This window comes from Bradyrhizobium sp. BWC-3-1, from assembly GCF_032917965.1.
GTDB lineage: Bacteria > Pseudomonadota > Alphaproteobacteria > Rhizobiales > Xanthobacteraceae > Bradyrhizobium > Bradyrhizobium canariense_D.
The window spans coordinates 3,446,893-3,459,854 of record NZ_CP136625.1 but is presented as its reverse complement, the minus strand read 5'-3'; the positions used below and the strand labels follow the sequence as shown (position 1 = coordinate 3,459,854).

At 63.5% G+C, this 12,962-nt stretch carries 12 protein-coding genes; 10 read left to right on the top strand and 2 right to left on the bottom strand.

From position 1 onward, the window contains the following. Positions 1–38 precede the first annotated feature (38 nt). From RX329_RS16585 to RX329_RS16575, 3 genes are all read left to right on the top strand, one after another. A complete protein-coding gene (locus RX329_RS16585; protein WP_317246144.1) occupies positions 39–1,205 on the top strand; it encodes a CynX/NimT family MFS transporter in 1,167 nt (388 codons plus the stop codon). Positions 1,206–1,273: 68 nt separating this feature from the next. Continuing rightward, positions 1,274–1,885 (top strand): PilZ domain-containing protein, encoded by a 612-nt coding sequence (locus RX329_RS16580; RefSeq protein ID WP_007602573.1) that lies wholly within the window; start codon positions 1,274–1,276, stop codon positions 1,883–1,885. A 331-nt stretch (positions 1,886–2,216) separates the two neighbouring features. Continuing rightward, positions 2,217–2,843 carry a transglutaminase-like cysteine peptidase gene (locus tag RX329_RS16575; RefSeq protein WP_026232931.1) on the top strand — a complete coding sequence of 209 codons (627 nt, stop codon included), beginning with the start codon at positions 2,217–2,219 and terminating at the stop codon, positions 2,841–2,843. Between the two features lie 120 nt (positions 2,844–2,963). Here the strand turns inward: RX329_RS16575 and RX329_RS16570 are convergent, their stop codons facing one another. After that, the gene (locus tag RX329_RS16570) at positions 2,964–4,457 is read right to left on the bottom strand and encodes a CHAD domain-containing protein (RefSeq protein ID WP_410706303.1); all 1,494 of its coding nucleotides are present in this window, start codon (positions 4,455–4,457) and stop codon (positions 2,964–2,966) included. 590 nt (positions 4,458–5,047) lie between these two features. Between RX329_RS16570 and RX329_RS16565 the strand changes: the two genes are divergently transcribed. Continuing rightward, entirely contained in the window at positions 5,048–5,860 is an 813-nt protein-coding gene (locus RX329_RS16565; protein ID WP_085351122.1) for a helix-turn-helix domain-containing protein, read from the top strand. Positions 5,861–6,023: 163 nt separating this feature from the next. Further along, positions 6,024–6,953: a Bug family tripartite tricarboxylate transporter substrate binding protein gene (locus tag RX329_RS16560; RefSeq protein ID WP_018455342.1), complete on the top strand. Its 930-nt coding sequence runs from the start codon at positions 6,024–6,026 to the stop codon at positions 6,951–6,953. Between the two features lie 40 nt (positions 6,954–6,993). Here RX329_RS16560 and RX329_RS16555 read toward each other — a convergent pair whose 3' ends face one another. Next, positions 6,994–7,701, bottom strand: a complete 708-nt coding sequence (locus RX329_RS16555; protein WP_085351121.1) for a GntR family transcriptional regulator — start codon at positions 7,699–7,701, stop codon at positions 6,994–6,996. A gap of 265 nt (positions 7,702–7,966) precedes the next feature. Here RX329_RS16555 and RX329_RS16550 point away from each other — a divergent pair, with 265 nt between their 5' ends. Genes RX329_RS16550 through RX329_RS16530 form a run of 5 tightly spaced genes read left to right on the top strand, consistent with a single transcriptional unit; the run spans position 7,967 to position 12,883 of the window. Beyond that, complete coding sequence (locus tag RX329_RS16550; protein WP_018455340.1) at positions 7,967–8,953, top strand: ABC transporter ATP-binding protein; 987 nt, start codon at positions 7,967–7,969, stop codon at positions 8,951–8,953. Positions 8,954–8,995: 42 nt separating this feature from the next. Beyond that, positions 8,996–10,285 carry a PotD/PotF family extracellular solute-binding protein gene (locus RX329_RS16545; protein WP_007602563.1) on the top strand — a complete coding sequence of 430 codons (1,290 nt, stop codon included), beginning with the start codon at positions 8,996–8,998 and terminating at the stop codon, positions 10,283–10,285. Positions 10,286–10,289: 4 nt separating this feature from the next. Further along, the gene (locus tag RX329_RS16540; RefSeq protein WP_317246143.1) at positions 10,290–11,249 is read left to right on the top strand and encodes an ABC transporter permease; all 960 of its coding nucleotides are present in this window, start codon (positions 10,290–10,292) and stop codon (positions 11,247–11,249) included. Positions 11,250–11,252: 3 nt separating this feature from the next. Further along, entirely contained in the window at positions 11,253–12,131 is an 879-nt protein-coding gene (locus RX329_RS16535) for an ABC transporter permease (protein WP_085351118.1), read from the top strand. A gap of 20 nt (positions 12,132–12,151) precedes the next feature. Continuing rightward, positions 12,152–12,883, top strand: coding sequence for an aspartate/glutamate racemase family protein (locus RX329_RS16530; RefSeq protein ID WP_085351117.1), 732 nt, complete (start codon positions 12,152–12,154; stop codon positions 12,881–12,883). Positions 12,884–12,962: the final 79 nt, after the last annotated feature.

Below are 12,962 nucleotides of genomic sequence, written 5' to 3'. Positions count from 1 at the left end.
CACCGCACGCTTGATACAGGGTTTGGGGAGATGAAGCGTTGCGCAATCGCTGGGGCATACTTGCGATCCTGTTCGTCGTTCGCCTCACCATCGCATTCCAGTTCCAGAGCGTGGCCGCGGTCGCGCCGCTGCTGCAGCAGAGCTTCGGCGTCGGACTCGCCGATATCGGCATCCTGATCGGACTCTATTTCACACCGGGCATCGTGCTGGCGCTGCCGGGCGGCGCGATTGGCCGGACGCTTGGCGACAAGCCGACCACGATCCTGGCACTGCTGCTGATGACGGCGGGCAGTCTCGTCATGGCCACCACCGACGTCTGGGGCTGGCAGATGGCGGGCCGGCTCGCCTCCGGCGCCGGCGGCGTGCTGCTGACCGTGCAGCTCACCAAAATGGGCACCGACTGGTTTGCGGGCAAGGAGATCGCCACCGCGATGGCGATCTTCGTCAACTCCTGGCCGGCCGGCGTTGCGATCTCGCTGCTGGTGCTGCCGGCGATCGGCACGGCCTATGGCGCGGGCGCCGTGTTCCTAGTGGCCGGCGCGCTGACCGCGATCGGCATTGTGCTGATCACGTTCTACCAATCACCGCCGGGAGCAACCGCCAGCGCGACCGGCTCCGGACGGCTTGATCCGCTCGCGCTTCTGGCGGTGATCGTCGCGGGTGCGATCTGGGGCCTCTATAATGTCGGCTTCGCCATGATCTTCTCGTTCGGCCCCTCGCTGCTCGCCGAGCGCGGCTGGAGCATTGCCGCGGCGGGATCGGCGATCAGCCTCGTGATGTGGCTGTCGGTGATCTCGGTGCCGGCAGGCGGTTATCTCGCCGATCGCTTCAAGCGGCCGTTCGTGCTGGCTATCGTGGCCAGCCTAGTGGTGGCCGGGCTGCTGGCCTGGCTGACCCGGTCCGACGCCGTGATCACGATCCTCGTCCTGATCGGCCTGATCGGCGGCCATCCGGCCGGGCCGATCATGAGCCTGACCGCCCGCGTGCTCGTGCGGGAAACCAGGGCGATCGGGATGGGCGTGTTCTACACTCTCTTCTATGCCGCGATGATGCTGGGACCGGCGGTGGCGGGCCGGCTCGCCAAATCGGCCGGCACGGCCGCGGTCGCGCTTGACCTCGGCGCGCTGACAGTGCTGGCCTGCCCGCCCCTGATGTGGCTTTTCGAACGCATTGTGTCTGTTCGTCATCGCCGCGCCCGATCCTAACGCGGCATTAACCCTGTGCACCTTAGGGTCGTCCCGGACTCCGCCAGGCGGGGGGTCGGGTTGTGAAAATGGCGTTGGCGCACAAAAAATTTCTTCCGGCCGCCGAGGAACGTCGGCGTTTCCAGCGGGTGAAGGTTCACCTGCTCGGCCGCTACATGCTGCCGGACCGCCGTGAATTCCCCTGCCAGGTGATCAACATGTCGCCGGGCGGGCTGGCACTGCTGGCCCCCGGCATCGGCAATGTCGGCGACCGCGTGGTCGCCTATCTCGACCATATCGGGCGCGTCGAGGGCAAGATCACCCGCATCATCGACAATGGCTTCGCCATGACGGTCGGTGCCACGCCGCGAAAGCGCGACAAGCTTGCGGCACAGCTGACCTGGCTCGCCAACCGCGACATCCTCAATCTGCCGGAAGACCGCCGCCACGATCGTATCGTGCCGCGCAATCCGATCGCGGTGCTGACGCTCGAGGACGGCACCAAGATGACCTGCCGCATCATCGACCTCTCGCTGTCGGGCGCCGCCATCGCCGCGGAGAACCGCCCCCCGCTGAAATCGACGGTTCTGCTCGGCCGGGTGCAGGGCCGCGTGGTCCGAAACCTCGAAGATGGCTTCGCGCTCGAGTTCATGCATTCCCAGCCAATTGAAACTCTCGAAGAGAGCGTTACCGCGCGGTAAAGCGCGAAGGCACCAAAACCACTGCATTTCCAGTACTGAAGGCGGCCTCCGCGATGCGGACGCCGCCTTTTTCATGGGTGGCGTCGAGGCTCGCGCGGGTTAACGCGGAGGCTGCGGGAGCGTGCAAACAACGGTTCCGCCAGCGTTTCCGCGTTAATCCATAAAATTTGAATCAATTGCAGTCATATCGAATTTTATTCAAGTTTGACTCAAGTATAGATCGAATTCGCCGCGTGTTTTACTTGCATTCGTCTCGACTTGACTTGACTGACTTAGCGGCAACTCAAAAGCTGCCTGCGCAATGTGGTCCCAACAAGAAACGGGGGCCGCAATGTTTGATTTCAGGGGACAGGGGAAGGGATTGGCGCTCGCCGCCATGCTCTTCGGAATGAGCGCGGCAGCGCAGGCCGGCGAAGGCCGTCTGCTCTACGCAAGCCTCGGCGACACCACGCGTGCGCCGATCGGCTGGGTCGAGTTCTGTGCGGACAATGCCGCTCAGTGCCAGGGCGCACCGACGCAACCGCGTGACATCGTGATGTCGCAGGCTGCATGGCGCGACCTCGTCAAGGTCAATCGCTGGGTCAACGAGACCGTCAAGCCTTTGACCGACCAGGAGCACTGGGGCGTGATCGAAAAGTGGTCGCTGCCGTCGGACGGTTACGGCGACTGCGAGGACTACGTGCTGTTGAAGCGCAAGATGCTGATCGATGCCGGATGGCCGCGCGAGGCCCTGCTCATCACCGTCGTGCGCGACAAGAAGGGCGAAGGACACGCGGTGCTGACGGTGAAGACCGACAAGGGCGAGTTCGTTCTCGACAATCAGAACGAGAACGTCGTTGCCTGGACGGAGACCGGCTACCGCTTCGTCAAGCGCCAGTCGCAGAGCGATCCCAATGTCTGGGTCTCGCTCGGCGACACCAAGCCGGCGGTCTCCACCGCCAGCGCAAGGGATCAGTAGAGACAAACGAAAGAGATACGCGACCCGGTCACATCCCCACCCCTCCCCGTCCCAGACCGGTTCGCGCGCGGCCAGCCATCCCCCAATGGCTGGCCGCAACTTTTTTAGGGTGTACTTCGCTTAGTTCTGCGGCGCCTGCCGCGACCAGGGCACGCGCGCGACGGTGAAATCGCGCCATGTGCTTTGCAGGACGGGTTGCACCCCGATCGACGCGCGCGCCTGCCAGCCTGCGATCGCCGCCGCGGCGATGGTGCCGTCGGGCTCGGCATCAAGCCCGTCCAGCAATGATGCCGTAACCGCCATGTCGTTGACGGCGCCAAGCTGCTCCTGCAAGCCGGCGAGCCTTCGCGAGAATTTTCGCGTGGATTTGCGGTCTGCGAACAGCGGCAGCAGAAACTCGCTGAGATAGCGCAGCCGCTTGGTCGCGAGCCGCAGGCGGTGCAACTGTTCGGCGGAAAGCGACTTGAAGCGGCGGCCGCGCTTGAGCACCTTGGCGTATTGCGCCGATAGGATGCGTGCCGCGAAGTCGGCCGCGGGTTCGGCGAGCTGGCCGAGATCCTCGGTGGCGACGTCGTTGCGCCAGCCGCGCGCCTCGATCCAGTTGCCGAGGCCGAGCAGGAACATGGCGCAGCGGCGATCTTCGAGGGCGCCATGCGCCTTGCGATAGGCGTCGGACTGGCGCCCGGCCGCAGCCAGGCCCAGTGCATCGAAGCCCGCGACCGACGGACAGGCTGTTGCGATCTTCGGCAAGGTATCGAGCCGGAACACATCCCAGTCGCGCGCGGCGGAGAGCTCTTGCGCCAGCCATCTGGCTTCCAACCGCAGCGCATCGAGATTGCTGAGCGCGCCGACCGACCCCATCAGATCCAACGCCGATCGAAGCCGGCGCAGCGAGACGCGCAGCTGATGGATTCCTTCCGGATTGCGGCCATCCTCGGCCGCCGGCAGCGACTGAAGCAAATGGAGGAAGCAGGAACGCAGGATTGTCGCGAACGCCTCGTCCAATGTCACCGACGGATCGAGACGAAGTTTTCGCGGACGCCGCGCCGAGGGTGGCTTGTCGGCGGCAAGATCGAAGCCGCGTGCCGATTTGGAGCGAATGGACGGCTTTACGTCGCCGTGCTCCGCGAGCCGCAGCGCGATCTCGTAGACCGCGCTCGCGCTGCCGCTCTTGAGCTCCAGCTCGATCTCGCTCACCGGCAGTGAACGGTCGCCGGCCGTCAACTCACCCTGGTCGAAGGCGATCTCGACCGTGCCTGACGGCAGTTCGATCGGCCGCGCATGGCGATGGACATCGGCGGTGAAGACCGATTCGAGCGGCTGCGCTTCCAGGTTGCCGCGAAGCTTCTCGGGAATGAACGGCATTGCCAAACCGAGATCGGGCGCAAGCGACGGTACCCTCATCTCCCACTCACCACGGCGGAGCGGATCGTCCACCGCATCGGTCTTCACGGTCTGCACGAAGCGCGCGCCGCTCTGACGAACGCGCAAGCTCAAGCCGTGGCGACGCAACGTCCGCTCCGGCGTGTCGTAATAGACGGACTTGAGATGTTTGCGCGCGCCCTTGTTGCGCGCGTTCATCGCGATCACAGGCGCGGCCTTGAAATGCGCCATGCGATCGGCATCGACGAAAAGCTTGAGCTCGATCTCACCGGCACCATGCGCGGCAGCGCTCGACCGCAGTGGTTCCGTTGACCGTTCCGCGTCTTGCAATGGCGTCTGATCGATCACAGGTTCCGCGACGAGTTCGGCCGGCTCACGCTGCCTGAAGAAGCCAGCAACGACTTGCGTTCTCTTGTTTTCCCTTGCAACAGGATTTCCATCCCGCGCGCTCGGAGCCTTGCGAACCGGCGTTGCGTCTGACTTCAGCATTTACGGTAACATGACAGTTCGATGACAGAGCGCCATCCTATAGCCGGTGTGGCTCGCGAGGAATAGTCACGTGACGTCGCAGCGCCCTACCGTCCACACGAGGCTGGGAGCGCACAATCCAGCTTGACCACAGGAACTAAATTGCCGCTGGGCACAGCAAGCGATCGAATTGACTGCGAATCCCGCCCTTCTCGAAACCGAGATGAACGCGTCAGCGAGCTTGACTCATGCCAACCTTCCCGCAATCGGTGGCGATGGCGTCGAGCGCGCTGCCCTGTCCCTCCGGATGTTGCTTCATCGGCTAGCGGTACAGGCAATCACAAGGAGTTGGCATGACGTCGTTCCGTCCCGTCATCGCGTTGTCCAGGGGCCTCGAAGTCCTTCGGGTGATCAATCAGGAACGGCAGTCGACCGTCGGCTCGCTGCACAAGGCGACGGGGCTGAACAAGTCAACGATCGTCCGCATGCTCGAGACGCTGGAGCATGAAGGTTATGTGGTACGTCGTACCGAGCCGGCCAGCTACGCGCCGACGGGACGGGCGCTGCTGCTCAGCGCAGGCTATGATGAGCCGACTTGGATTGGCGGCATCGCCGAACCCATCCTGAACAAATTCCGCAAGCAGATCCATTGGCCGTCAGACATCGCGGTGCTCGATCAGGAGTCCATGGTCATCGCCCACACGACGCGCGTCGATGGATCGCTGCTGTTCAGCCGCCCGCCGGGTTTTCGCTTTCCCGTCCTCGGCACCTCGATGGGACGCGCCTATCTCGCCTTCTGCGAACCCGCCGAGCAGGAGCGCATTGCCGCACGGCTGGCCCTTGGTCCGGAGCCCTGGAACGATCTGGCGCGCAATCCCGGCAGACTTGCCAAAGTGCTGCGCACGATCCGTAGCGCGGGGTTCGCAGTCATGGACGAGACCTACAGCCGCCGCGTCTTCGGGGGCGCAGTGTGGGCGATCGGCGTACCCGTCGTTTTGCGGAATCGCCTGTTCGGCAGCATGAACGTGATGATGCTTCGCGAGGCGGTCGGTCTGGAGGACGGTGTGCAGCGCTTCGTACCTCCGATGAAGAAGGTCGCTTCCGCACTTGCCGAGGCGCTCGGTGCCAAGCTTGCTGCGCCGGGTTCTCCTGCAGGTCGGCGATGACCATTTCACACAGTGAAACGATATTTTGATTTCTTGACCATCCTCCTTGCCCGTGTGAAACCTCGTTGCGGTGGCTGCCGGCTGCCCAATGACACAGGGAAAAGGGGAGGCCGAAGTGCGGACATCCGCGAGAATTTGGGCTGCCGCGATTGCATGCCTGACGATGGCCGCCCCTGAAACGGCTTGGGCCGAAGCGTGGCCGACCCGGGCAATCAAGATCGTCGTCTCCACGCCGGCAGGCGGCATCACCGATGCCTTCGCCCGCGCCTATGGCGACTATATCTCGCAGAAGCTCGGCCAGCCGGTCATTGTCGAAAACAAAACCGGAGCCAGCGGTGCGCTGGCGGCACAGTCGGTGAAGGATTCCCCGGCCGACGGCTACACGCTGATGTACACGATCTCGTCCACCTTGCTCGGTAACCGGCTGTTGTTGAAATCGCTGGCCTATGATCCGGACAAGGATTTCACGATCGTCGCGATGACGCCTTCGGGGCATCTGCCGTTGGTGGTCCATTCCGCCACCAATGCAAAGACGATCGAAGAGTTCGTCGCGTACGCACGTGGCAACAAGGTCACGGCCGGCTCGTACGGCATCGGCTCGTTCGCGCATATTGCGATCGCCGAGCTTAACCGGCAATTCGGTCTCGACATTTCCATCGTGCATTACCGCGGCGAAGCGCCGATGTGGCAGGATTTGGCCGCCGGGGTGATCCAGGCGGCGGTCGGCAGCTATCAGGCCGCGCTGCCGGTGCTCGATACCGGCATCGGCCGCCCGATTGCCGTGCCGACACCGGTGCGCATGAAGAAGCTGCCCGAGACCAGGACATTTGCTGAGCAAGGGGTCACGGGCAATGTCTTCCAGCTCATCAGTTTTACCGCGCTGGTGGCGCCCGCTGCGATACCGGCAGACCGGATCGACATGCTCGCCAAGCTGATGGTCGAAGGCGGCAAGACGGAGCGCGTGCAGAAGCTGCTCGATGCCTTCGGCGTCGACCAGCCGGCCATGGATCGCGCATCCTCGATTGCGCTCTACGAAAAGGAAGGGCCGGTCTGGCTCGAGTCGATCAAGACTCTCGGGTTGGAGCCGCAATAGCCGTCGCCGCGCCCAGCCGGGTGCGGACACCTCCTGGAGGTCAGACCCCGAGCACGTCCGCGAGCCGCAACTCGTCGGCGGCGGGATCCTTCAGGAACAGCTCGGCCTCGATCTCGTTCAGATGCGACAACATCTGCGCGCGCGCGGCCTCCCTGTCGCATTTGCGGATCGCGGAGACGATTCCGGCGTGATGATCGGTGCCGCAGGCCGGCGTGTCGTGCCGGCGGTAGAGCAGGATGATCAGCGAGGAGCGCGCGATCAGCTCCTTGAGAAAACCAAGATAGATGCTGTGGCCACTCATCTCGGCGACGAGTCGATGGAAGTCGCCGGAGAGGCGGACCGAAGCACGCGCATCGCCACGCAGCTCCGCCTCGCGCTCCTCGGCAAGATGCCGCTGGAGACGCCCGATCCAGGCCGGCGACACCGCGTCAACGGCGTGATCGACGATTGTCGGCTCGATCAGGCGGCGCGCCTCGAACACTTCGCGGGCGTCCGCAGGCGTCGGCCGCGCGACGAAGGCGCCGCGGTTCTTCTCGATGTTGACGATGCCTTCATGCGCGAGCTGTTGCAGCGCGGTGCGAACCAGCGTTCGGCTTGCTCCGTAGATCTCGCCGATCTCGTCCTCGCCGAGTTTCGTGCCGGGCAACAGGCGATGCTCGAGGATCGCCGCAGTCACACCTTCCCGGATGCGGCTGACGCGATCGCTCGCATCTGGCGCGTCGGATTTCGGTCGGGACTTGACGGCCATGGGGGGGAGGACTCGATCGTCGACGAGGGCGTTGAATCCTAATCGACCAGCTGTATCCAATCACAGGCGAAACTTTATACAATCCGCGCCTGTTTTGTGTGCACGCAACTGCGAAGGCAGCGAACCGCCCAAGCCCGTGGGATTCGATCTAACGATCTGACTCCGCTGCACTGTTTTGGAATTCGGCCGGCCGAGAACGATTCAAGCGCGATTGGCATGGACCTTGCGGAGAGAGGCGCAGCATCGCCCTCGCCCCGGACACGCCATGGCCACTCCCGCCGCCCTCGAACTGGTCGCCGTCACCAAGCGCTACGACACGACGCTGGCGGTCGACACCGTCAATTTGAAGATCCCGGCCGGCACCTATTGTTGCCTGCTCGGCCCCTCCGGCTGCGGCAAGACCTCGACCTTGCGCATGATCGCCGGCCACGAGGCCGTCAGCGAAGGCGACATCATCCTGGGTCCGCAGAACGTCACGGATCTCGAACCCGCCAAGCGCGGCACGGCGATGATGTTCCAGTCCTACGCGCTGTTTCCGCACCTCACCGTGCTCGACAACGTGGCGTTTGCCCTGAAAATGCGCGGCATCGACCGGGCGACGCGGCACAAGCGCGCCGGCGAGTTGCTCGAGCTGGTGGCGATGACGCCCTATGCGGCCCGCCTCCCCGCACAGCTGTCCGGCGGCCAGCAGCAGCGCGTCGCACTCGCCCGCGCGCTGATCACCGAGCCGCAGATCCTGTTGCTCGACGAGCCGCTCTCGGCACTCGATCCGTTCCTGCGGGTAAGGATGCGCGGCGAATTGAAGCGGCTACAGCGCGAACTCGGCATCAGCTTCGTTCAGGTCACGCACGGCCAGGAAGAGGCGATGGCGCTGGCCGACCACATCGTGGTGATGAACCAGGGCAGGATCGAACAGCAGGGAAGCGCCCGCGACATCTTCCATCACCCCCGCACCGAATTCGTGGCGCGCTTCATCGGCGGTCACAACGTCCTCAGCGACGCAGGCAAACTCATCGCCGTGCGCGCCGATCAGCTCGGCATCGCGCCGTTCACTGACGGCGCCTTCGGCGCGCCCGCGCTGCTGACCCAGACCGAGTACCAGGGCTCCTACATCGCCGTCTCGCTCACGCTCGACGACGGGACCGCCCTGTTTTCCCACCTTCCCGAGGCCGCCTTCGACGTCCACCAGTTCCGGCCGGGCGATCGCGTGCTGGCCATCTGGGATCCCGCCAAGGCGCAACGTCTGCAATAGCGCCGATCAATCACCGGAATGCGCAACAGAGGAGTGACTGATATGACCGAAACGACCAGGAAGAAGGGCCTTAGCCGCCGCACGCTACTGAAGAGCACCGCGGGTCTCGCCGGACTTGCCGCGGGCTCCGGCGCCATCACAGGCTTTCCCTATGTAATGTCGGCCGAGCCGAAGGTGCTGCGCTATCTCGGCACCGCAGTGAACGAGGGTGACGAAATCTCCAAGCAGTGCCTGAAGGACACCGGCATCAAGATCGAATATATCACCGCGACCACCGACGACGTCACCAAGCGCGTGATGACCCAGCCGAATTCCTTCGACGTGCTGGACACCGAATATTTCGCGCTAAAGAAGATCGTGCCGTCGGGCAACATCCTTGCCCTCGACGCGAGGAAGATCAAGGAATTCGACAACATCACGCCGGTCTTCACCAAGGGCGTCACGCCCGGCGGCAAGAAGATCGGCGGCCAGGGCACCGCACCCTGGAAGGTGCTCTATCTCGAAGGCAAGGACTCCAAGAAGTTCGCGACGTCTGCCACCGAGTTCGTCACGCTGATCCCGACCGTCTACAACGCCGACACGCTCGGCATTCGCCCCGATATCATCAAGCGTCCGATCAGCTCGTGGGCCGAGCTGCTCAACCCCGAGTTCAAGGGCAAGGCCTCGATCCTCAACATCCCCTCGATCGGCATCATGGATGCCGCGATGGTCGTGGAAGCCACCGGCAAGTACAAATATGCCGACAAGGGCAACATGACCAAGGAAGAGATCGATCTCACCATGAAGGTGATGACCGAGGCCAAGAAGGCGGGCCAGTTCCGCGCCTTCTGGAAAGACTTCAACGAGAGCGTCAACCTGATGGCCTCGGGCGAGACCGTGATCCAGTCGATGTGGTCGCCGGCGGTGACGAAGGTCCGCTCGATGGGGATTGCCTGCACCTTCCAGCCGCTCAAGGAAGGCTATCGCTCCTGGGCCTCCGGCTTCTGCGTCTCCAAGGGCGTCTCGGGTGCGAAGCTCGAATGGGCCTACGAGTTCGTCAACTGGTTCCTGTCCGGCTATGCCGGCGCCTATCTCAACCGCCAGGGCTACTACTCGGCCGTGCTCTCCACCGCGAAGGCGCATATGGAGCCTTACGAGTGGGCCTATTGGATGGAAGGCAAGGCGGCCGAGAAGGACATCAAGGCGCCCGATGGCTCGCTGCTCGAGAAGGCTGGCGCCGTGCGCGACGGCGGCTCCTACGAGGACCGCATGGGCGGCGTCGCGTGCTGGAACGCCGTGATGGACGAGAACGACTACATGGTCCGCAAGTGGAACGAGTTCATCGCGGCGTAATCTGATGGACACGTCGGAGGACATTTTGCAACAGGCATCTCCGGACCTGGTCCGGGGATCGGAGACGGCGCGCCGCAGCAAAGCGGCGCGGCTGTCACCCTCCTTCATCTCCTGGCTCCAGGCCGGGCCGATGATGCTGGTGTTCCTCGCCTTCTTCCTGATCCCGCTCGTCTTCGTCGTCATCGTCTCGTTCTGGGACTACAACGAATACCAGTTGCTGCCGGCCTTCTCGGGCCGCGGCTACACCGACACGTTCGAGGGCTGCATCGCGCAGCTCCCCGATCTCTGCACGATCGCCAAGACTTATCTGAAGACGCTAAAGCTTTGTTTCCTCGTGTGGGTCATCACACTCTTCATCGGCTTCTGGGCCGCCTACTTCCTCGCCTTTCACGTCAAGTCGAAAACTTGGCAGATGGGACTGTCGCTGCTCTGCACGATCCCGTTCTGGACCTCCAACGTGATCCGCATGATCGCCTGGATTCCGCTGCTCGGGCGCAATGGCCTTGTCAACTCAGGCTTGGTGAAGACGGGGCTGATCAACCATCCCGTTGAATGGCTGCTGTTCTCCGAATTCTCCGTGGTGCTGGCGCTGGTGCACCTCTTCACCTTCTTCATGGTGGTGCCGATCTTCAACTCAATGGTTCGCATCGACAAATCGCTGATCGAGGCCGCCTATGACGCCGGGGCGACCGGTTTCCAGACGCTCGTCAACGTCATCATTCCCCTGGCAAAACCCGGCATCGTGATCGGCTCGATCTTCGTCATCACCATCGTGATGGGCGACTTCATCACCATCGGCGTGATGGGCGGGCAGCAGATCGCGGCCGCCGGCAAGATCATCGAGACGCGGGTGAATGCGCTGCAATTCCCGGCAGCAGCGGCCAATGCCGTGATCCTGCTCGTCATCACGTTCCTGATCATCACCATGATGTCGCGTATCGTCGACATCAAGAAGGAGCTCTAGAGCATGAAGGAAGGACGCCCGCGCTCTTTCTACGTGCTCGCGATCTTCTTCGCGGCCTACACGCTGTTCCTCTACGGCCCGATGATCGCGATCTATGTGCTGTCGTTCCAGGGACCGCAGGGCGGCCTCACCTTCCCGATGAACGGTGTATCGACTTTCTGGATCGCAAAATTGTTCCAGGGCACCGGCATCGTCGATCTCGGCGCCGCCTTCCGCCGTTCGCTGCTGCTTGGCATTATCGTGATGATCGTCACCGTCGTGCTGTCGGTCGCAGCGGGCATGGCGTTTCGCCGCAAGTTCAAGGCGCAAAGCATCCTGTTCTACTCCGCGATCGCGAGCCTCATCGTGCCCTCGATCATCACCTCGCTCGGCATCTCGCTTGAATTCCGCATCATCGACGATCTGATCAAGGCGCATTGGAACGAGAGTTTCGAGACCTCGATGGGTCTGCTCACCTCGGGCCTCGGTGCACATCTGACCTGGACGCTGCCGTTCGGCCTTCTCATCATGTTCGCGATCTTCAATCGCTTCGATCCCAGGCTCGAGGAAGCCGCGCGCGATCTCGGTGCGACACCGTGGCAGGCGTTCCGTCATGTCGTGCTGCCGATCATCCTGCCCTCCGTGATCGGCATTGGACTGTTCGGCTTCACACTGTCCTGGGACGAACTCGCGCGTTCCAGCCAGGCGATCGGGGCGGTGAACACGCTGCCTCTCGATCTCCAGGGCCTCACCACCACCGTGACGAACCCCGACATCTATGCGCTCGGCACCGTGATCTCGGCCGTCTCGTTCACGGTGATCGCGCTTGCGCTTGGCACCATCCACATGCTCAACAAGCGACAGGCGGCCAAAGGCTCGGACGCCGGCAAAGGGCTTGTCTGAGAAGGGGCTTGTCTGATCCGATGCGGCTTCACGTCGTCAATCCCAACACCACTGCGTCCATGACGGTGAAGATCGCCGCTGCCGCGCGCGCGGTCGCCCTGCCCGACACCGTGATCGATGCGCGCCAGCCCACGATGGGCCCGGTCTCGATCGAGGGATTTTACGACGAGGCGTTCGCGGTGCCGGGCATGCTCGGCTGCATCCGCGAGGCCGACCGCGACGGCGCGGATGCGCATGTCATCGCCTGCTTCGACGACACCGGCCTCGACGCCGCGCGCGCTGCGGCAAGGGCACCAGTGATCGGCATTGGCGAGGCCGGCTTCCACATGGCGAGCCTGATTGCCGCGCGCTTCGCCGTGGTGACGACGCTCGGTGTCTCCATCGTGCCGATCGAGCATAATTTGCGGAAATACGGCCTCGCCGAACGCTGCGCGCGCGTCCGCGCCGCCGAGGTGCCGGTGCTCGCGCTCGAGGAGCGCAACACCGATGCGCTCGCAAAAATCTCTACGGAAATCACGGCCGCGATCCGCGACGATCGCGCAGAGGCCATCGTGCTCGGTTGCGCCGGCATGGCCGATCTCGCCAATGAACTCGCCGCCACGCACAGCCTGCCCGTGATCGACGGCGTCGCCGCCGCGGTGACCTTGGCAGAATCACTGGTGCGACTGGGACTGAAGACCTCCCGGCTCGGGCCCTACGCGGCGCCGCGCTCGAAGACCTATTCCGGTCCGTTTTCGCTGTTTCACCCCTGATCTCTGCCTCTGACGGGGGCACGGATGCCCTAAGGCATCCTGATTGTTGGTTTTTTTGCTCTTAGCCTCTTTTTGGTCC

Coding starts and splice junctions, on each gene's coding strand:
- RX329_RS16580 (WP_007602573.1), top strand. CDS start 1,274: ATGGCGTTGGCGCACAAAAAATTTCTTCCGGCCGCCGAGGAACGTCGG.
- RX329_RS16575 (WP_026232931.1), top strand. CDS start 2,217: ATGTTTGATTTCAGGGGACAGGGGAAGGGATTGGCGCTCGCCGCCATG.
- RX329_RS16570 (WP_410706303.1), bottom strand. CDS start 4,457: ATGGCGCATTTCAAGGCCGCGCCTGTGATCGCGATGAACGCGCGCAAC.
- RX329_RS16565 (WP_085351122.1), top strand. CDS start 5,048: ATGACGTCGTTCCGTCCCGTCATCGCGTTGTCCAGGGGCCTCGAAGTC.
- RX329_RS16560 (WP_018455342.1), top strand. CDS start 6,024: ATGGCCGCCCCTGAAACGGCTTGGGCCGAAGCGTGGCCGACCCGGGCA.
- RX329_RS16555 (WP_085351121.1), bottom strand. CDS start 7,701: ATGGCCGTCAAGTCCCGACCGAAATCCGACGCGCCAGATGCGAGCGAT.
- RX329_RS16550 (WP_018455340.1), top strand. CDS start 7,967: ATGGCCACTCCCGCCGCCCTCGAACTGGTCGCCGTCACCAAGCGCTAC.
- RX329_RS16545 (WP_007602563.1), top strand. CDS start 8,996: ATGACCGAAACGACCAGGAAGAAGGGCCTTAGCCGCCGCACGCTACTG.
- RX329_RS16540 (WP_317246143.1), top strand. CDS start 10,290: ATGGACACGTCGGAGGACATTTTGCAACAGGCATCTCCGGACCTGGTC.
- RX329_RS16535 (WP_085351118.1), top strand. CDS start 11,253: ATGAAGGAAGGACGCCCGCGCTCTTTCTACGTGCTCGCGATCTTCTTC.
- RX329_RS16530 (WP_085351117.1), top strand. CDS start 12,152: ATGCGGCTTCACGTCGTCAATCCCAACACCACTGCGTCCATGACGGTG.